General features: G+C 70.8%; 19 protein-coding genes. 12 read left to right on the top strand and 7 right to left on the bottom strand.

Annotation, left to right across the window (positions count from 1 at the left end):
• Positions 1–67: 67 nt before the first annotated feature.
• From HII36_RS27495 to HII36_RS27540, 10 genes are all read left to right on the top strand, one after another.
• Positions 68–589, top strand: coding sequence for a hypothetical protein (locus tag HII36_RS27495; protein WP_173526152.1), 522 nt, complete (start codon positions 68–70; stop codon positions 587–589).
• Between the two features lie 250 nt (positions 590–839).
• Positions 840–2,633, top strand: coding sequence for a phosphoenolpyruvate carboxykinase (GTP) (locus HII36_RS27500; protein ID WP_173526153.1), 1,794 nt, complete (start codon positions 840–842; stop codon positions 2,631–2,633).
• A 70-nt stretch (positions 2,634–2,703) separates the two neighbouring features.
• Entirely contained in the window at positions 2,704–3,693 is a 990-nt protein-coding gene (locus tag HII36_RS27505; protein WP_173526154.1) for a TIGR04222 domain-containing membrane protein, read from the top strand.
• 103 nt (positions 3,694–3,796) lie between these two features.
• On the top strand, positions 3,797–4,828 hold the full coding sequence (locus tag HII36_RS27510) for a TIGR04222 domain-containing membrane protein (RefSeq protein ID WP_173526155.1): 1,032 nt from the start codon (positions 3,797–3,799) through the stop codon (positions 4,826–4,828).
• 1 nt (position 4,829) lies between these two features.
• Positions 4,830–5,756 carry a DUF692 domain-containing protein gene (locus HII36_RS27515; RefSeq protein WP_236003922.1) on the top strand — a complete coding sequence of 309 codons (927 nt, stop codon included), beginning with the start codon at positions 4,830–4,832 and terminating at the stop codon, positions 5,754–5,756.
• Positions 5,753–6,151, top strand: coding sequence for a hypothetical protein (locus HII36_RS27520; protein ID WP_173526156.1), 399 nt, complete (start codon positions 5,753–5,755; stop codon positions 6,149–6,151). Before HII36_RS27515 ends, HII36_RS27520 begins: the two co-directional genes overlap by 4 nt.
• Positions 6,152–6,160: 9 nt before the next feature.
• Complete coding sequence (locus HII36_RS27525) at positions 6,161–6,988, top strand: amidohydrolase family protein (RefSeq protein ID WP_173526157.1); 828 nt, start codon at positions 6,161–6,163, stop codon at positions 6,986–6,988.
• A gap of 24 nt (positions 6,989–7,012) precedes the next feature.
• Entirely contained in the window at positions 7,013–7,570 is a 558-nt protein-coding gene (locus HII36_RS27530; RefSeq protein WP_173526158.1) for a hypothetical protein, read from the top strand.
• Between the two features lie 55 nt (positions 7,571–7,625).
• The gene (locus tag HII36_RS27535; RefSeq protein WP_173526159.1) at positions 7,626–8,387 is read left to right on the top strand and encodes an isoprenyl transferase; all 762 of its coding nucleotides are present in this window, start codon (positions 7,626–7,628) and stop codon (positions 8,385–8,387) included.
• Between the two features lie 200 nt (positions 8,388–8,587).
• Positions 8,588–9,907 (top strand): PhoH family protein, encoded by a 1,320-nt coding sequence (locus HII36_RS27540; protein WP_407940830.1) that lies wholly within the window; start codon positions 8,588–8,590, stop codon positions 9,905–9,907.
• Positions 9,908–9,957: 50 nt separating this feature from the next.
• Here the strand turns inward: HII36_RS27540 and HII36_RS27545 are convergent, their stop codons facing one another.
• From HII36_RS27545 to HII36_RS27555, 3 genes are read right to left on the bottom strand one after another with little or no spacing between them, the layout of a single operon-like run.
• On the bottom strand, positions 9,958–10,485 hold the full coding sequence (locus tag HII36_RS27545) for a hypothetical protein (protein ID WP_173526160.1): 528 nt from the start codon (positions 10,483–10,485) through the stop codon (positions 9,958–9,960).
• Positions 10,482–11,912 (bottom strand): ATP-binding protein, encoded by a 1,431-nt coding sequence (locus HII36_RS27550; protein WP_173526161.1) that lies wholly within the window; start codon positions 11,910–11,912, stop codon positions 10,482–10,484. Before HII36_RS27550 ends, HII36_RS27545 begins: the two co-directional genes overlap by 4 nt.
• The gene (locus HII36_RS27555; protein ID WP_173526162.1) at positions 11,909–12,583 is read right to left on the bottom strand and encodes a response regulator; all 675 of its coding nucleotides are present in this window, start codon (positions 12,581–12,583) and stop codon (positions 11,909–11,911) included. The genes HII36_RS27550 and HII36_RS27555 overlap by 4 nt, the downstream gene beginning before the upstream one ends.
• A gap of 285 nt (positions 12,584–12,868) precedes the next feature.
• Between HII36_RS27555 and HII36_RS27560 the strand changes: the two genes are divergently transcribed.
• The gene (locus HII36_RS27560; RefSeq protein ID WP_236003925.1) at positions 12,869–13,582 is read left to right on the top strand and encodes an aggregation-promoting factor C-terminal-like domain-containing protein; all 714 of its coding nucleotides are present in this window, start codon (positions 12,869–12,871) and stop codon (positions 13,580–13,582) included.
• 71 nt (positions 13,583–13,653) lie between these two features.
• Entirely contained in the window at positions 13,654–15,651 is a 1,998-nt protein-coding gene (locus HII36_RS27565) for a glycosyltransferase family 2 protein (RefSeq protein WP_173526163.1), read from the top strand.
• Here the strand turns inward: HII36_RS27565 and HII36_RS27570 are convergent.
• The 4 genes from HII36_RS27570 to HII36_RS27585 all read right to left on the bottom strand — a co-directional run.
• Positions 15,641–16,813: an alpha/beta hydrolase family protein gene (locus HII36_RS27570; RefSeq protein ID WP_173526164.1), complete on the bottom strand. Its 1,173-nt coding sequence runs from the start codon at positions 16,811–16,813 to the stop codon at positions 15,641–15,643. The genes HII36_RS27565 and HII36_RS27570 overlap by 11 nt on opposite strands.
• The gene (locus HII36_RS27575; protein WP_328807917.1) at positions 16,813–17,814 is read right to left on the bottom strand and encodes an alpha/beta fold hydrolase; all 1,002 of its coding nucleotides are present in this window, start codon (positions 17,812–17,814) and stop codon (positions 16,813–16,815) included. Before HII36_RS27575 ends, HII36_RS27570 begins: the two co-directional genes overlap by 1 nt.
• Positions 17,811–19,100: an MFS transporter gene (locus HII36_RS27580; protein WP_173526165.1), complete on the bottom strand. Its 1,290-nt coding sequence runs from the start codon at positions 19,098–19,100 to the stop codon at positions 17,811–17,813. Before HII36_RS27580 ends, HII36_RS27575 begins: the two co-directional genes overlap by 4 nt.
• A 31-nt stretch (positions 19,101–19,131) precedes the next feature.
• On the bottom strand, positions 19,132–19,555 hold a 424-nt coding region (locus HII36_RS27585), incomplete at its 5' end, for a PucR family transcriptional regulator (protein WP_173526166.1).

The raw sequence follows: 19,555 nt of genomic DNA on the forward strand, positions 1-19,555 counted from the left end.
CTTCCCGTGGCCGACGCGGGGCGCGCAGGCACGTGCATTCTCGATGCAACTGTGTAATCTTAATTACATGGCAAACGATGATGTGACGGCCCAGGTCCGCGGCTGGTTCACCGGCAGGCTTCCCGAGGGCTGGTTCACCGGTGCGCCGGAGATCGTCCGGGATCGTGAGGAGATCGCCGTCGTCGGCGTGCTCCCCGACCCGCCCGCCGACGTCCCCGAGGCCGAGCGCCTGCCCCTCATCGAGGGGCTGGCCAGGAGGTTCAGGGAGGAGACGCGCGAGCGGCGCATCGAGATCGCCAGGGAGGCCGAGCACAAGTTCCGCCAGAAGGTCTCCTGGGGTGTGACCTGCGGCGGCGAGACTGTGATGTTCACCACTCTCTCCGTGCCGGTGATGACCAGGTTGCGCCAGTCCGAGCGTCAGGTGCTCGACACGCTGGTGGCCGCCGGCGTCGCGCGCAGTCGCAGTGACGCGCTCGCCTGGTGCGTACGCCTGGTGGGCAGGAACACCGACACCTGGCTGGCCGAACTGCGCGACGCTCTCCAGCACGTCGACCGGGTACGCGACGCCGGTCCGGACCTCAATTCCTGAGACCGGCCGGTGGAAACGGCTCCGAGAAATGGACTAAACCACTGGCGCAATTGGTTTAGACCACCCGTATTGGACTGAACCAATGCGCTCAGGAGTTTCTTTTAAATCCGCTCGGCCTGGGTAGGCTCCCCCAAATCGCCAGGGCCACGGCCTGCGGTGACGGTGACGTCAATAGGTCTATGCCAATTGGCTTTCCGGCCGCTTCGTCGTTAATGATGTTTGAGCCCTGAAGAGTGGAGGAGCCGAAGTCGTGTCCGTTTCCGTGGAAGTACCCGCACCGACCAGCAATGGCGAATTGGTCGCGTGGGTGAACCAGATCGCAGCGCTGACCCAGCCCGACAGGATCGAATGGTGCGACGGGTCGGAGGAGGAGTGGACGCGCCTGACCAACCTCCTCGTCGAGCAGGGCACGTTCACGCGCCTGGCCGCCCGGCCCAACAGCTTCTATGCCAAGTCCGACCCGAGCGACGTGGCCAGGGTCGAGGACCGCACCTACATCTGCTCAGAGCGCGAGGAGGACGCGGGCCCGACCAACAATTGGATCGCTCCCGCGCAGATGCGCCAGACGTTCGGCGAGCTGTTCAAGGGCTGCATGCGCGGCCGCACGATGTACGTGGTCCCGTTCTGCATGGGCCCGCTGGGCGGCGAGATCTCGCAGCTCGGCGTCGAGATCACCGACTCGCCGTACGTCGCCGTGTCGATGCGGATCATGACCCGCATGGGGGAGCGGGCGCTGCGGCTCATCGAGGAGCGCGGCGAGTTCGTCAAGGCCGTGCACTCGGTCGGCGCGCCGCTGGAGCCGGGCCAGGCCGACGTGCCGTGGCCGTGCAGCGACACCAAGTACATCAGCCACTTCCCGGAGACCCGCGAGATCTGGTCCTACGGCTCGGGCTACGGCGGCAACGCGCTGCTCGGCAAGAAGTGCTACGCGCTGCGCATCGCCAGCGTCATGGCCCGCGACGAGGGCTGGCTGGCCGAGCACATGCTCATCCTGAAGCTCACCCCGCCGACCGGTGAGACTCGGTACATCGCGGCCGCCTTCCCCAGCGCCTGCGGCAAGACCAACCTGGCCATGCTGCAGCCCACCATCCCCGGCTGGAAGGTCGAGACGGTCGGCGACGACATCGCCTGGATGCGCTTCGGCGACGACGGCCGCCTGTACGCCATCAACCCGGAGGCCGGCTTCTTCGGCGTCGCCCCCGGCACCGGCCAGGTGACCAACGCCAACGCGATCAAGACGCTCTGGGGCAACAGCATCTTCACCAACGTCGCGCTCACCGACGACGGCGACGTGTGGTGGGAGGGCCTGACCGAGGAGCCGCCGGCGCACCTGACCGACTGGAAGGGCCGCTCCTGGACCCCGGACAGCGACGAGCCGGCCGCGCACCCGAACGCGCGCTTCACCACCCCGGCCGCGCAGTGCCCGACCATCGCACCCGAATGGCAGGACCCCAAGGGCGTGCCCATCTCGGCGATCCTGTTCGGCGGCCGCCGCGCGACCGCGGTGCCGCTGGTCACCGAGTCGCTGAGCTGGGAGCACGGCGTCTTCCTCGGAGCCAACGTCGCCTCCGAGAAGACCGCCGCCGCCGAGGGCAAGGTCGGCGAGCTGCGTCACGACCCGTTCGCCATGCTGCCGTTCTGCGGCTACAACATGGGCGACTACTTCGACCACTGGCTGCGCATCGGCAAGCGCGACGGCGCGCAGCTGCCGCGCATCTACTACGTCAACTGGTTCCGCAAGAACGCCGAAGGCAAGTTCATCTGGCCCGGCTTCGGCGAGAACAGCCGCGTGCTCAAGTGGATCGTGGACCGGCTCAACGGCGAGGTCGGCGCCGTGCCCACGCCGATCGGCCTGCTGCCGGCCGAGCTCGACACCGAGGGTCTGGACCTGTCGGAAGCGGACCTGCGCACGCTGCTCAGCGTCGACAAGGACGTCTGGCGCGAGGAGGCGTCGCTGATCCCCGCCCACTTCGACAAGTTCGGCGCCCACCTGCCCAAGGAGCTGTGGGACGAGTACAACGCGCTGCTCGACCGTCTCGGCTGAGCGAACCCCCTTGTGCGGTCAGGCCGGCGCCGTCTAGCTTGGCGGCCCGGTCTCAGCACAGGGGGTAGGCGTGTCGGCGGACTTCATCCTGATCCTGGGCGCCATGGTCGTGGTGCTGATCGTCAACGGCGCCGAGCGGCGCGTCGAACGAGAACGGCGCCGGATCGGCGAAGGCCCACCGGGCGGCGGCGAGCACGTGTTGTCCCACTATGAGCTGGCGTATCTGTCAGGTGGCCCCCGGCGGGCCATCAACACGGCGCTGGCCGTCCTGGCGACGGCCGGCGCCGTACGCGTGTCACGGGGTTCGCAGGTGACGCCCGTGCACGGGGCCAGGCCATCGCCCGAGCCGCTGGAGCAGGCGGTGCTCGACGCCGTGGCGGCCAGGCCGGGCGGCCAGCGGGCCGGCGCGCTGCGCGGCGAGCTGGAGCACCATCCGGCGGTGCGTGCGCTGGCGTACGGGCTGGAGCGCCGCGGGCTGCTCGTGCCCGAGGGCGCCTACGCGGGCGCGCGGGCCAAATTCGCGGGCATGCGGATCGCCGCCGCGGTGGCGGTCGGGTACGCCGCGCTCCTGGCCGCGATGCTGGCCACGGGCGTGGCGGGGAAATCGGTGACGATCATGGGGGCGGTCTTCATCGGCGGGTTCGCGGTCGTCTCGGCGTTCGCCGCGTTCGGCAGGCAGCGGCGGCGGCTGGCCAACGTGGTCTCCGGCGCGGGCCGCGAAGCGCTCACCGCGGCGCGCGGCCGGCATCCGCGGGGGTATCGCGACCCGTCCTCGCTGGCCATGACGGTCGGCGTGCCGGTCGCGCTGTACGGGCTGACCGACCTCGACGACAGGTCGCTGTGCGACGGGCTGGCGGCAGGGGATCCGGGATCCGACTGCTCGGGCTCCTGCGGGACGCACGGCGACGGTGGCACCGCCTTCGGCTCGGACTCCTCCGGCGGGGTGAACTGCGGCGGCGGCTCGTCGAGCTGCGGATCCAGCTCGTCCAGCTGTGGGTCGAGCTCGTCCAGTTGCGGGTCGAGTTCGGGCGGTTCGAGCTGCGGCTCCAGCAGCAGCTGAGCCGGACGCCGATCCCGCCGTCGCGGCGAATGGAACCTTTATGTCGGCCTTATGCGTCTTCCTGGTACAGCAGTTCGACCGGCTGCACGAGGGGAGGCCGTACATGGACTTGATCGTGTTGATCGCCGCGGTGCTCGTGGCGGTGATCGTGCTCTGCCTGACCGTCGCGGTGACGTGGCTCGCCAGTCGTCAACGCGGACCGACCTCCGTCCGTTCCGCGCTCGGCCCGTACGAGCTCGCCTACCTGGCGGGCGGCCCGCGCCGCACCGCGAACACCGCCATCGCGCTGCTGGCCCAGTCGGGGCAGGTCAGGGTGTCGCGCGGCGGCATGGTGCACCGCGTCAAGGCGCGGGCCCGCTCGTCCGAGCCCGTCGAGGACGCGGTGCTCGCCGTGTTGTCCCAGCAGGCCAACCTGCCCGCGCCGGCGCTCACCCGCAGCGTGAGCCGCAGGACCGAGATGGACGAGCTCCGCCGCCACCTCACCACGGCCGGGCTGCTCGTGCCCGCGAACACCCACGTGGCGCTGCGCAGGATGCTGATCGCGTTACGCGTGCTGGTGGCGCCCGCGCTGGCCGGGCTGCTGTTCACGGGGTTCGGGCTGCTCGTGGCTGGCGCGGCGGGCGCGGGGTGGATGGGGGTCACCGCGGTGACCGCGTTCGCGGTGGCGCTCGTGACGGCGGTGGTCACCGTCCTGCTGCGGCGGCGGTCGCTGAACGAGGCGCTGACCGGGCAGGGCCACCGCGAGGTGCGCCAGGCGCGCGCCGAGCACCCGGCCGACCGGCCCGACGGGGTCGCCGAGATCCCGCTGGCGCTGTACGGGCTCGGCCAGATCCGCGACAAGGACCTGCGGACCGCGCTCACCCGGGCCTCGATGACCAAGTCCGCGAACGGCCGCCGGGCCAGGCAGACCTGCGCGGCGGGCAACTGCGGCGCGGGCGGCGGGTGCAGCGGGTGGGAGCTGCGTCCCATGCACTCCGTGGGCACCCACGGCTCCTGCGGCGCGCTGGCGCCGAGCTGCGGCAGCGGTTCGAGCGGCGGGTCGGACGGCGGTTCGAGCAGCGGTTCCAGTGGCGGTTCGAGCAGTTGCGGCGGTGGCAGCAGCTGCGGTGGCGGTGGTTGCGGGGGCGGGAGCTGACATGCGCGAAGAGACGGGGGCGGACGTGGGCGGAGCGGCCAGGGCGGACGTGGGCGGCGCGGCCAGGGCGGACGTGGGCGGAGCCACCGGGATGGGCGTGAGTGGTGCGGCCGGGGCGCGGAAGCTGGGTGTCGGCATCGGGTGGCGGCACGAGCTGGACCTGAGCATCGAGCGGATGGCCGGGGTCGACTTCGTCGAGGTGATCGCCGAGAACGTGACGCCCGCGCACCTGCCCGAGTCGCTGCGGGTGCTGCGGTCGAGGGGCGTGCCGGTGATCCCGCACGGGGTGGCGCTCGGCATCGGCGGGGCGGACCGGCCGGACCCCGCCAGGCTGGCGCATCTGGCCGCGTGCGCCCAGGCGCTGGACGCGCCGCTGGTCAGCGAGCATCTGGCGTTCGTCAGAGGCGGCGGCATGGAGGTGGGGCACCTGCTGCCGATCCCGCGCACCCGCGAGTCGCTGCGGGTCGTCACCGAGAACGTCAGGCAGGCGCAGGACGTGCTGCCCGTCCCGCTGGCCCTGGAGAACGTGGCGGCCATCTTCGGCTGGCCGGAGGACGAGCTGACCGAGGCCGAGTTCCTGGCCGAGCTGGTCGAGCGGACCGGGGTCGAGCTGCTGATCGACGTGGCCAACCTGTACACCAACCAGGTCAACCTGGGCCTGCCGGCGGTGGCGGCGCTGGACACGCTGCCGCTGTCGCACCTGGCGTACGTGCACGTGGCGGGCGGGCACGAGCACGACGGCATCTGGCACGACACGCACACCGCGGCGGCCCCGCAGGAGGTGCTCGACCTGCTGACCGAGCTGTGCTCGCGCACCGACCCGCCCGGGGTGCTGCTGGAGTGGGACGACGACTACCCCAGCGACGCCGACCTGGTCGCCGAGCTGGACCGGGTACGCACCGCGATGTCCCTGGCCGGCCGGCGATGACCGACCAGCCTGCGAGCCTGGAGGCGCGGCGGCGGCTGGCTGAGGCGCAGCGGCGGGTGGTCGAGGCGCTGGTGGCGGGCGGTGATCCGCCCGAGGGGTTCGACGTCAGGAGGTTCGCCGCCCAGTCGTCCAGCCTGATCGCCAAGCGCCGCAGCGTCGTGGCCAGGCTGCGCCCGGACGCCGCCATGGCCGCGGGTCCCGAGCTGGCGGCGCACTTCGCCGCCTACGCCAGGGCCAGGAGCGCGCCGCCGCCCGGCTACCGGGCCGACGCCGACGACTTCGCCGCCTGGCTGCGCGAGCGCGGCCTGATGCCGGAGCCGGATCCGGAGCAGGAGCCGCGAACCCCCCGCCGCTGGTGGTCTCGCCTCTTGTCACGAAATATCGAGACATCCTAGGTTTTGTGGGTGATCGTAGACGCGCACCAGCACTTCTGGAACCTCGAAACGGTCGACTACCCCTGGCTGACCCCCGACCTCGGAATCCTCCACCGCACCTACGGCCCGGAGGACCTGATGCCGGAACTGGCCGCTGCCGGGGTGGACCGTACGGTGCTGGTGCAGGCGGCCGACTCCCTGGCGGAGACGGACGCGATGCTCGCCCTGGCCGACGCGCACGACTTCATCGCGGGCGTGGTCGGCTGGGTGCCGCTGGACCGGCCCGAGGAGGCGGCCCACCAGATCACGAAATATCGGAAACATCCGAAGTTTGTCGGCGTCCGGCACCTCATCCACGACGAACCCGACCCCGACTGGCTGGTCCAGGACACCGTCCTGGAATCGCTCGGCCTGCTCGCCGCGACCGGCCTGACCCTCGACGTGGTCTCCCGGCTGCCCCGCCACCTCGACCACGTGGTCACGCTGGCCGAACGCCACCCCACGCTGAAGATCGTCATCGACCATCTGTCGAAACCCGGCATCAGGGACGGCCGCTGGGAGCCCTGGGCCTCGGGCCTGGCCCGCGCCGCGGCGCTGCCCACCGTTCACGCCAAGGTCTCCGGGCTGGTCACCGAGGCCGACCATGACCGCTGGACGGTCGCCGACCTGCGCCCGTACGTCGAGCACGCGATCGAGGTGTTCGGCCCGCGACGGCTGATGTACGGCAGCGACTGGCCGGTGGCGCTGCCGGCGGCCGGCTATCAGCAGGTCTGGGCGGCGGCCCGCGAGCTGCTCGGCGAAACCGACCGTGACCAGGTGTTCGGCGGGACGGCCGGGCGTTTCTACGGGTTTAGCTGACTTTGCCGCGGATACCTTGCAGGAGTGGGTGGACTACGCTGCGTCGATGGATCATATCTGACCGTCACGCCCGTCGCGTGCACGGACAGCGTCGGCACGCCGTACGAGATCACCCTCGAACTCCATCGTGACGGCACGCCGTACGGCACCGTGGGCGAGCGGTGCGGCTGGCTGCTGGCGCGCCTGGCCCGCGGCGTCGACGAGGCGCGGGCGGGCCGCGGCGAGGCCAGGGCGTGGCCCGATCCCGACGACAGGTTCCCCGACGAGGAGCCCGACAGCGAACTGTTCTCCTTCCGTTATCGCACCAGGTCGGGCGTGGTCGGCGGTGGCGAGCTGCGCTGCTGGCTCAGGACGATCCCGATCTGGATGCCCGACCGGGGCCGGCGCGGCGAGTGGCGGCTGACCCGCAGGGCCTACGTGGAGGCCTGGGGCGCCACGGGTGTGGGCATGCGCGCGGTGCTGACCTCGGCCGAGCTGTCGGTGTTCGTCCGCGGCCTGGTGGACGAGGCCGAGGGCTGCCTGGGTGTAAGAGATCTGTGCAGGAATCCGGTTGGGGGGCCAGGCAGGGGCGAAAGGCGGTGATAATTGCCTGTTGGGTCATTCGACCAAAGGCACAGCACCGCTGGGAGGGGACTCCGTGGGCCTGCGCGATCTGGTCTACCGGCTGTACGAACACCGGCTGGAGGCCAAGCTGTCGAAAGACAGCATTCCCCGGCATGTCGGGGTCATCATCGACGGCAACCGCCGCTGGGCACGAGCCATGGGCATGCGTGACGTCGCCACGGGCCACCGCAAGGGCGCCGACAAGATCTCCGAGCTGCTCGGCTGGTGCCGCGAGACGGGGGTCGAGGTCGTCACCGTCTGGATGTTGTCCAACGACAACCTCAACCGGCCACGCGAGGAGTTGGAGCCGCTGCTGGGCATCATCGAGGACGTGACACAGGAGCTGGTGGCCGAGGGCTGGCGGATCAGCCCGGTGGGGGCGTTGGACCTGCTCCCGGACCGAACGGCGAATGTCCTCAAAAATGCAAAAGAAGCAACATCGCACCGTCCAGGCCTGATTGTGAACGTTGCAGTTGGGTATGGAGGAAGGCGTGAGATTGCCGATGCGGTGCGCTCACTCCTCCAGGAGCAAGCGAGCAAGGGGGCCAGCATCGAGGACCTCGTCGAGGTACTCGATGTGGAGCACATCGCGGAGCATCTCTACACTCGCGGCCAGCCCGATCCGGACCTCCTCATCCGGACCTCGGGCGAGCAACGCCTGTCGGGCTTCATGCTGTGGCAGAGCGCTCATTCCGAGTTCTACTTCCACGAGGCCTACTGGCCTGACTTCCGCCGGGTGGACTTCCTGCGGGCGTTGCGTGACTACGCTGCGAGACACCGACGTTACGGTTCCTGAGACGACATCTGGGTATTCAGGACGTAACGTGGAGAGTGTCCGGTCGCAGACCAGACACTCCGGAGAGGGCCCGCCTTTGCACCAACACTTGCCGAGGGGGCCGGAACCCGGCGCCGTCGGCAGGCGAGCGAAGCGGGTCCGGTCCGATTCCCACCTCGTCTGCAGGGTGCCCGTCACCATGGGCGCCCGGGGGAGAACGTGTGGCAGTGTCCTCGAGCAACCCTTCGACCAAGAACGCCAAGCGGACCTACGTGCTCGACACCTCGGTCCTGCTGGCCGACCCGGCGGCCATGACCCGCTTCGCGGAACACGACGTGGTCCTTCCGATCGTCGTGATCACCGAACTTGAGGGGAAGCGGCACCATCCCGAACTCGGTTACTTCGCCAGAAAGGCCCTGCGTTACCTCGACGACCTGCGGCTCCAGTACGGCCGGCTGGACGAGCCGATGCCGACGGGCGACGGCACGATCAGGGTCGAGCTCAACCACAGCGATCCGTCCATCCTGCCCGTCGGCTTCCGCCTCGGAGACAACGACACCCGCATCCTGACCGTGGCCCGCTCGCTGGCCGCCGAGGGCTGTGACGTGGTCCTGGTGTCCAAGGATCTGCCGCTGCGGGTCAAGGCCGGCTCGATCGGGCTGGCGGCCGAGGAGTACCGGGCCGAGCTGGTGGTGGAGTCCGGCTGGACGGGCATGGCCGAGATCCAGGTGACCGCCGAGGACGTCGAGACGCTCTTCGAGCACGGCACCGCCGACCTGGAGGAGGCCAGGGAACTGCCCGCGCACACCGGCCTGCGGCTGCTGTCGGCCAGGGGCTCGGCGCTCGGCCGGGTGCTGCCGGACAAGTCGGTGCGCCTGGTGCGCGGCGACCGCGAGGTCTTCGGCCTGCACGGCCGCTCCGCCGAGCAGCGCATCGCGCTCGACCTGCTGATGGACCCCGAGATCGGCATCGTCTCGCTGGGCGGGCGGGCCGGCACCGGCAAGTCGGCGCTGGCGCTCTGCGCGGGCCTGGAGGCCGTCCTGGAGCGCCGCCAGCACCGCAAGGTGGTCGTCTTCCGTCCCCTGTACGCGGTGGGCGGCCAGGAGCTGGGCTACCTGCCCGGCACCGAGGGCGAGAAGATGGGCCCCTGGGCGCAGGCGGTCTACGACACGCTCGGCGCCATCACCTCGCCCGAGGTGATCGAGGAGGTGCTCGACCGGGGCATGCTCGAGGTGCTCCCGCTAACCCACATCCGCGGCCGCTCGCTGCACGACGCGTTCGTGATCGTGGACGAGGCCCAGTCGCTGGAACGTGGCGTCCTGCTGACCGTGCTGAGCAGGATCGGGGCCAACTCCAGGGTGGTGCTCACCCACGACATCGCCCAGCGCGACAACCTGCGGGTCGGCAGGCACGACGGCGTGGTGGCGGTGGTGGAGAAGCTGAAGGGCCACCCGCTCTTCGCGCACGTCACGCTGACCAGGTCCGAGCGCTCGCCGATCGCGGCCCTGGTGACGGAGATGCTGGAGGACATCAACCTGTAGGACGTCACGCGGTTAGGACGTAACGCTGCAGGACGACGCCCCCGAGGACTTCATCCCGTCGGACGCGGGATGAAGTCCTTGCAGATGTGCTGACCCTCCATCTTGGGCGTCCGGGTGTCGCTCTCCCGGACGATCTTGACCTCGGCGATCGCGGCGTCCAGCTGCGCGGTGCAGACGATCTGGGCCTTGCCGAGCTTGGTCAGCGTGCCCTCGCCCTTGATGTAGACGGTCAGCGTCGAGGTGCGTGGGTAGATCACCTCGTCGCGCAGCAGCGGCTTGAGCGAGTCCTTGATCCGCAGGAAGGTGAAACCCCGCAGGGCGGTGTCGCGATCGCGCAGCGGCTTGGACGAGGCCGCGAACAGCGCGCCGAGCAGGCTGTCGACCGTGCCGCTCTCGACGTCGGCCGGCTCCCTGGTCAGCTCGCCGTCCTTGAGCAGGTAGATCGTCTTGGTCGGCGGCGGCAGGTCGATCGTCGGCGCCCGGCCCCGGTTCTCCACGTCCGTGGGCGAGATGCCGCAGCCCTGGACGGCGGCCGCGAGCGCGGCGACGGCGGCGAGCACGGCCACGGCGCGTTTCATGAGAGCGGCGCGTTTCGTGAGTGCGGCAGCCAGACCGTGAACAGGGTGCCGGGATTCTGCCTGCGCACCGAGATCGTGCCGCCGTGCAGGAGCACGTTGGCCTTGGTGATGGCCAGCCCGAGCCCGCTGCCCTGGCTGCGCGCCCGGCCCGCGCCCGCCTTGAAGAAGCGGTCGAAGACGTGTGCCAGCGCCTCCTGCGGGATGCCCGCCCCGTGGTCGCGCACCTTCACCTCCAGCCCGTTCTCCGTGCCCCTGGCGCTGACCAGCACCGGGGGCTCCCCGTGTTTGAGCGCGTTGCCCACCAGGTTGGCCACGATGACGTCGAAACGCCTGGGGTCGACGCCGACGGTCAGGCTCCGCGCGCAGTTCACCCTGACCTTCTCCGTCCAGCCTCTCACCTCCAGGCAGTCCTGGATGGCGTCGGCCACGTTCACCGGCTCCAGGTTGAGCGTGGCCGTGCCCGCGTCGAACCTGCTCACCTCGATGAGGTGCTCGACCAGCTCGCGCAGCCGCTCGATCTCGCGCAGCACCAGCCGCACGGCCTCGGCCGGCGCGTGGGGGAGCCTGGCGGCCTCCTCGGAGAGCATGTCGGCCACGGCCGTCATCGCGGTCAGCGGGGTACGCAGCTCGTGCGAGACGTCGGCGACGAACCTGCGCGACATCGCCTCCAGCGAGCGCAGCTCGGACACGCTCAGCTCAAGGGCCGCCGCCGCGTCGTTGAACCTGGCCGTCAGCTCGGCCAGCTCGTCCTGGCCGTGCACGGGCAGCCGGGTGTCGAGCCGGCCCTGGCCGAGCGCCTGCGCGGCCGCGCTGAGCCGTCTGACGGGCAGCAGCACCTGCCTGGCCGACAGCAGCGCCACGCCCAGCGCCACCAGCACGATGACCGCGCCGCCCTGGGCGAGGGTGTTCCTGAGCGTGGCGAGCTGGTCCTCGTCGTCGTCCAGCGGGAAGAAGACGAACGCGCGCAGCCCGGTCGGCTCGGGGACGCCGTCCTCCTTGCGGTAGACCTCGGCGCCCACGATGAAGTACAGCCGGCCCCGGACGATCTTGCGCTGGGTGACCAGGCTCTGCTTGGCCCGGCCGTACAGCTCGCCGGGCACGTCGGCCAGGTTCAGCGGGCCGCGGGCGAACGACAGGCTGCGGTACTCGATCAGCACGCTGCGGCCGGGCGCCATCAGCGTCTGGCCGAGCCGTTCGAGATTCCTGCTGTTGGGCGGGGCCTCGCCGGTCCTGAGCGTGCCGACGGGGAAGTCGACGCGGCCGAGCTCCTTGGTCACCAGCTCGATCGAGGTGCTCTCGGCCCGCCGCACGAGCGCGGTCTTGGCCAGCTCGTAGCCGATGGTGGCGACCATGAAGGACGCGGCGACGGCGACCAGGGTGAAGGTGATGACCAGGCGTGCCCGCAGCCCGGTGGGGCGTGGGATCACGGGGGGCTGAACCGGTAGCCGAACCCGCGCACGGTGTGGATGAAGACCGGCTCGGCCGGGCGGGGCTCGATCTTCGCGCGTACCCGCTGGACGCAGGCGTCGACCAGCCGGGAGTCCGCGACGTGCGTGTGGTCCCAGACCACCCGCAGCAGGTAGCGGCGGTTGAGCACCTGGCCGGGGTGGCGGACCAGCTCCAGCAGCAGGCGCAGCTCGGTCGGCGTCAGGTGGATCTCCTTGCCGGCCAGCGTGACCTTGAGCGCGCCCCGGTCGATCACCAGGTCGCCGAAGGTGATCCGGTCGGAGGACGCGGACTCGGCGCGGCGCAGGATGGCCCGGATACGGGCGTCCAGGACCCTCGGCTCGACCGGTTTGACCACGTAGTCGTCCGCGCCGGCCTCCAGGCCCACCACCACGTCCAGGTCGTCGCCGCGGGCGGTGAGCATGATGACGGGCAGCTGGTCGAGTTTGCGGATGCGGCGGCACACCTCGACGCCGTCGATGCCGGGCAGCATCACGTCCAGTATCGCGATCTCCGGGCGGCGGGCCCTGATGTGGTCGAGCGCCTCCTCTCCCGTCGCGTACGAGGTGACGGAGTGCCCCTGACGGGTCAGCGCGAGCTCGAGAGCCGTGCGCACCGAGGGATCGTCTTCGACGAGAAGGATGCCAGCCACGGGCACATTATTAATCCATGTCACGAATGCCCGGGTTATGTCACTGAACTGTGACAAGTCGAGCATGTCACTCGGACGAACAAGGGACAGCCTGAGAACCGGCCTCCCTTCGGCAGCGGGCGCCCGAAGGGGGGTCACGATCGATGTGAGGAAAATCACACTCTTTTGGAAACATGCCCCTTACCTGCTGGTTAGCCAAGAGCAGGCCAAGCAAATACCTTGTTTCGGTTGCGGACCACCCCCCAGGACAGGGCAAGCTCATGGGTCGTGAGCCCAGGTCCGCAGTTGAGTGAGCGCCCCGCGCAGGAATCGCCCCGCGCGGCCCGCCGGACTTCGCGCCTGACCCCCAAGCGCATCGTCATCATCACGATGTCGGTGGTGGTCGTCTTCGGCGGCGGCGGTTACGTCGCCTACCGCTCCATGCAGAACGCCGAGCAGGCCAAGCTGGCCTCGAAGGATCCGCTCAGCATCGAGGACATGGCCAAGATCGCCTCCGGTGACTTCGGGCCCGATCCCAAGACCGACAGGCTCAAGGCGGCGGCCGTCCAGGCGTACAAGGCCGACAAGCTGAAGAAGTCCCGGCCCGGCGCGGGCGGCGACGACGGCGACGGCCTCGACTGGGTCGTGGTCAAGAAGCAGGCCCCGGGCGGCGAGGGCTTCCCCCCGGCCAACTTCCCGCCAGGCTCGGTCCCTTCGCCAGGCTCGAACAAGGCCATCGCGCGAGACATGCTCGCCTCCTTCGGCTTCGGCGCCGACCAGTGGGGTTGCCTGGAGAAGCTCTGGCAGAAGGAGAGCGGCTGGAACGAGCGGGCGATGAACCGCTACTCCGGCGCGTACGGCATCCCGCAGTCGCTGCCCGGCAGCAAGATGGCCAGCGCGGGCTCCGACTGGCAGGTCAACGCCGCCACTCAGATCAAGTGGGGACTCGGCTACATCAAGGGCAGGTACGGCACCCCGTGCGGGGCCTGGGGGCACTCCCAGGCCAGGGGATGGTACTAACAGGTCATTCTTTCCTTCTCCAATCGGCAAGCCGCCACGCCCGCCGCTAGCGGGCGTCGCACGCTGGCCGCATGGGTGTGAAGGTCAGTGTGATCGTCAATGTCCACAACCCCGGCGCGGACGCGGACGCGTGCATTCGCTCCGCGCTGGAGCAGACGCTGCCCGCGGACGACTACGAAGTGATCTTCGTGGACGACGGGTCGGCGGACGGGACCGCCGAACGGCTCGACACCATCGCCGCCGTCAGGCGCAACGCCCGCGTGCTGCACCTGCCGTACGGCGGCTCACCGGGCCGGGCCCGCAACGCCGGCCTGGCGCAGGCCGTCGGCGACTACGTCTTCTTCCTCGGCCAGGCCGACAGGCTCGAACGCGACGCCCTGGCCCACATGTACGACAGGGCCGTGGAGACCGACGCCGACGTGCTGGTCGGCCGCCTGGTACGCGACTCCGGCCCGCCCACGGTCGCCTTCGAGCGCAGCACGGCCCGGGCCGACATCGTCCATGACAGGCTGCTCACGCTGCTCGTGCCCCAGCAGCTCTTCCGCCGCGCCTTCCTGGAGGAGCACGAGCTGGGCTTCGCCGTGCCCGGCGGCGCGGTGGCCGAGCAGGCGTTCGTCATGCGGGCCTATCTGCAGGCCAAGGTCATCGCCGTGCTCGCCGAACGGCTGTGCTGCCACCTGGGCGGGAGCCCGGAGCCGCCGGAGGAGCCGGAGGCCGTCGCCCGCGAGCTGCGCACGCTGCTCGACGACGTCGACACCTACGTCGGCCCGGGCCGCCAGCGCGACCGCATCTACGGCCACTGGTTCCGCTCCGTCGTCACCCGGCCGCTGCTGACCAGCAGGTTCGCCAACTCCTCACTCGATCGCAGCGTGCTCTTCCGCGTCATACAGGAGCTGGTGCTCGAACGCTTCCCTGAACGACTCGAACGCTACCTGCCCGTCCAGCTCCGGGCAGTGGCCGCGCTGGTCAGGATCGGGCGGCTCGACCAGATCGTGATGCTGTCCAACTCCTCCAAGCGGGCCGGGCTGCGCACCGACCTGACCGAGGTGCGCTGGGACAAGCACGTGCTGGTGCTCGGGCTGACCGTGGAGGTGCTGGCCGGCGACGGGCAGCCCGACACCTACCTGGTCGACGGCGAGCGCCTGCACTGGATCCCGCCCGGCGGCGTGGACGTCAAGCTGCTGCCCGAGCACGTCACGGACGTCACCGAGGCCGTCGAACGGGCCCGCGTCGAGGTCTACGTCCGCCACACCGGGACCGGCGACGTGCACTTCCTGCCCGTCGAGCAGGCGGTGGAACGCATCCAGGACGGCCGCCGCCTGGCCCGCGTCCGGATCAAGGGGGAGGCCAGGCTCGACGTGACCGAGGCCGCGCTCGGCCGGCCGCTCGCCCCCGGCCAGTGGGAGGTCCACATCCGCATGTTCGGCGGCGCCAACCAGGCCAGGAGCCGGGTACACCGCCCGGACGGCCCGCTCAACTGCCTGGGCGTGCTGGCCCAGCGGCCCAGGACGCGGCTGGTGGTGCCGTGCTGGAGCGACACGGGCGAGCTCGGCCTGGCCGTCGAGCCGAAGTCGTTCCCCGAGTCGATCGCGCTGGTCTCGCCCGGCGCCGACGTCAAGCAGCTCGGCGAGTTCCTGTACGTCGTGCTGCCGGTGCCGTACGTGCCGCCGAGCGGCGGCCCGCCGCTGGAGCTGGTGCTGCGCGGCGCCGGCCGCCGGCCGCGCGAGGTCGCCGCGCCCGCGCTGGTCGAGGCCGGGCTGCCGGGCAGGCTCGCCGGGCAACTGGTGGCCAAGGTGCCGATCAAACGACGCCTGGCCGGCCGCGACACGCTCGGCCCCGGCGCCTGGCTGGCGTCGCTGCGCACCTCCGAGGAGGAGGTGGGCCTGCGGTTCGCGCTGGAGATGCGCAGGGGCAGGGTCGAGGTGCGGCCGACGGCCGCGGTCGATCCCGAACGGCGCTCGCCCCTGGGCCGGGACACCGCGCTGCACCGGCTCGGCAGGCGCCTGCCCGGCGCGCGGCACCTGGTGCGCCTGGCCCGCGCGGGCAGGCATCGCTACCTCAAGGACTGAGCCTCCGCTCGGCCACCCACGCGGAGAGCTCGGCGAACGCGTCGCGGAAGACCGGCAGGATCGGCTTCAGCTTGTCCGGATACAGGTCGACCAGGCTGTCGAGATGGTTGCCGCCCTCCACCCGGTAGTAGCGGAACGGCCGGTGCGGGCCGACCATCTTCGCGTAGACGTCGGAGTCGCGGGAGATCGGCAGCAGCGTGTCCAGCGTGCCGTGCAGCGTGATGAGCGGCTTGGTGATCCGGCCGGTCAGCGCGATCTTGGCGACGGCCGCGTACGGCTTGCGCGCGTCGTAGTCGTAGTCGGCTGGCGCGCCCGTGTACGACGGGTCGAGCTCCTTCTGGTAGAGCTCGGTGGTCAGCTCCCAGTAGTACTGCCGGTGGAACGGCCACAGGAACTCCGAGCCCGCGGCGAACCCGGCCGCCCGCACCCCGGCCTCGTCCGGATAGGCGCGCAGCGCCTGCGGCAGGTAGTTCAGCAGGTTGTCGCCCTTGAGCCGCCAGAGCGTGCCCTCCCAGTCGATGCCGCCGTCGTAGAGGTGGCCGCGGTTCTCCAGCTGCCACCTGACCAGGTATCCGCCGTTGGAGATGCCGGCCATGAACGTCTTGTCCGGACGTTCGCCGTAGTGCCGCGCGGCCACGGCCTTGGCGGCCACCGTGAGCTGGGTGACCCGCTGGTTCCACTCGGCGATCGCGTCACCCGGACGGCGGCCGTCGGTGTGGAAGCTCACGCCGGTGTTGCCCTTGTCGGTGCTGGCGAACGCGTAGCCCTTGGACAGCACCCAGTCGGAGATCGTGAAGTCGTTGGCGTACTGCTCCCTGTTGCCCGGCGTGCCGCTGACGACCAGGCCGCCGTTCCAGTCGTCGGGCAGCCTGATGACGAACTGGGAGTCGTGGTTCCAGCCGTGCGTGGCGTTCGTGGTGGAGGTGTCGGGGAAGTAGCCGTCGATCTGGACGCCGGGCACGCCGGTGGGGTTCACCGTGGCCGCCGAGTGCAGTCCGGCCCAGTCGGCCGGGTCGGTGTGGCCGGTCTTGACCGTGCCCGCCGTGGTCAGGTCCGCCAGCGTGGCGCTGACCTGGTGCTCGGCGCCTGGCACGGTGAGCGGCCCGGGGTGCGCCTGCGCCGGGCCGAGCAGGCTCGCGACCAGGGTGAGTGCGAGCAGCATCACGCCTCCTTGACGTGGTCGGCCAGCAGCCGGTGGAACCGTTCCGGGTGCTCCAGGTGCGGGCTGTGGCCGCAGTCGTCGATGACGACCTCGCGGTAGCGGCCGTAGCGGTCGAGCACCGACCTGGTCTGGGCGATCATGGGCTGGCCCGGGGTGCCGGGGGAGCCGGGCACCACGCCGAGCGTGCCCAGGTGGGCCAGGTCGAACAGGGACGTGTCGGAGACGATCACGTCGTCGGCGCCCCTGATCCACAGGATCGGCGGCCTGGGGTCGATCTCGTGCAGGTCGTCCAGCCGGAAGTGGGTGGGGGCGAGGGCGTTGAGCACGCCGTACTTGCCCGGGGCCACGCCCGGCCAGTGCGGGGAGGTGGCCGAGTCGCCGGGGTAGGCGGTGTCGCCGACCCGGGTGGTGAGCATCGAGTCGAGGTAGACGTCCTCGTCGGGCACCGGCGGCGTCTTGACGTAGGCCGAGCGCAGCACCGACAGGGGCGAGGTGGGGGACTCCGCGGACCTGTCGCCGGCCTGGAGCCTGGCGACGAAGTCCGGGTTGGCGGCCCCGGCTCCCGAGCCCGCGCCGTCGGGGTGCGTGAGCGTGCCCGCGGCGTCGTGGGTGCCGCCGAAGCCGTACGGCGAGACCGGGTTGACCAGCGTGACACTCCTGACCAGCGCCGGCCTGTCACGCAGGAGCTGCAGCACGACGCCGCCGCCCATGCTCCAGCCCACCAGGTGCACCGGCGGCAGGGCCATCGTCTCGATCAGCTCGGCCAGGTCGTCGGAGAAGTCGCGCAGCCCGCGGGTGGCGTCGATCGGCTCGGGGTCGGTCTCGCCGAAGCCGCGCAGGTCGGCGGCGAGCGGGCGGAAGCCGTCGGGCAGCGCGGCCATCGCGTCGCGCCAGAAGGCGGACGACGAGACGTTGCCGTGCACGAACAGGACGGGCTCGCCCGTCGTGCGGCCCTCGACGGTCATGACGTGCTGGGTGAGCCTGGCGGTTTCGACCTTCACGGCTTGATCCTCCCAGCCAGGTCCTGCCGCTCGGCGAGGTCGCGGCCGCGCGTCTCGCGGGCCTTGAAGACCGCGAACAGGGTGAGCAGCGCGGCGATGCCGAGGTAGGCGCTGATCGGGACGCTGCTGCCGAAGTCACGCAGCAGGGCCACGGCGATGAGCGGAGCCAGCGCCCCGGCCACGATGGCCGACAGCTGCGCGCCGATCGAGACGCCGGTGTAGCGCGTCCTGGTGCCGAACAGCTCGGCGAAGAACGCGGCCTGCGGGCCGTACATCATGCCGTGGAACAGCAGGCCGACGGTGACGGCGAGGACGATCGCGAGGAAGTTGGCGGTGTCGATGAGCGGGAAGAACGCGAAGATCCACACGCCGGTCCCGGCGGCGCCGAGCAGGTAGACCGGACGGCGGCCGATGCGGTCCGACAGCGCGCCCCACAGCGGGATCGTGACGAAGTGGATCGCCGAGGCGATCAGCACCGCGTTGAGCACCGTCGAGTTGTCGATCTTGTTCGACTTGGCGTAGGTGATGACGAACACGGTGAGCAGGTAGAACGAGATGTTCTCGGCCAGGCGGGCGCCGATCGCGGTGATCACGTCGCGCCAGTGGTCGCGCATCACGGCCACGAACGGCATCTTCTCCGCCGGCTCGGACTCCTGGAAGACCGGCGACTCGCTGATCGACAGCCGGATCCACAGCCCGATCAGCACCAGCACGCCCGACAGCAGGAACGGCACCCGCCAGCCCCAGGCCAGGAACGCCTCGTCGGACTGCCAGGCGGCCAGCGCCGCCAGCACGCCGGTGGCCAGCAGGTTCCCGCCCGGCGCGCCGGCCTGCGGCCAGGACGCCCAGAAGCCGCGGCGTCCGGCATCGCCGTGCTCGGAGACGATCAGCACCGCGCCGCCCCACTCGCCGCCCAGCGCGAAGCCCTGCACCAGGCGCAGCGCGGTCAGCAGCAGCGGCGCCGCGGAGCCGATGCTGGCGTGGGTGGGCAGGCAGCCGATGAGGAACGTGGCGGCGCCCATCAGCAGCAGGCTGACGACCAGGAGCTGCTTGCGGCCCAGCCGGTCGCCGAAGTGGCCGAAGATCAGGCCGCCGAGCGGGCGGGCGGCGAAGCCGACGGCGTAGGTGAGGAACGACAGCAGGGTGCCGGTCAGCGGGTCGGACTCGGGGAAGAACAACTGGTTGAACACCAGCGCCGCCGCCGAGCCGTAGAGGAAGAAGTCATACCACTCGATGGTGGTGCCGATCAGGCTCGCGCCCACGATCTTCTTGATGGAAGTGGCCATGCCGGTCACGGTAAGGAGTGACCGGCATCACTCATATGGCGTGCGGACCCACAGTCTTTGTGGATGATGTGTGGCCGAGCCGGTGCAGCCGGAGCGCGAGCTGGATCTCCAGCGCGCGCTCGGGCTCCAGCCAGCCGTCGCCGAGCAGCTTGCCGATCCTGTCGAGCCGCTGCGTGACGGTGTTGACGTGGATGTGCATGGCCTCGGCCGTCCGCGACGGCGAGCCGCCGGAGCCGAAGTAGGCGGCCAGCGTGTCGGCCAGCGCGGTGCCTCTGCGTGTGTCGTAGTCGATCATCGGGCCGAGCGCGGCGTGGACGAATCCGCGCACGTCACGGCCGTCGCCGACGAGCAGGCCGACGAAGCCCAGCTCGCTCGCGCTCGCGCCGTCGCCGGCCCGGCCGAGCGCGATCAGCGCCTCGGCGCACCGCCGCGCCTCCTGATAGGCCCCGGCGACC

This window comes from Nonomuraea antri (genome assembly GCF_013283785.1).
Taxonomy (GTDB): domain Bacteria; phylum Actinomycetota; class Actinomycetes; order Streptosporangiales; family Streptosporangiaceae; genus Nonomuraea; species Nonomuraea antri.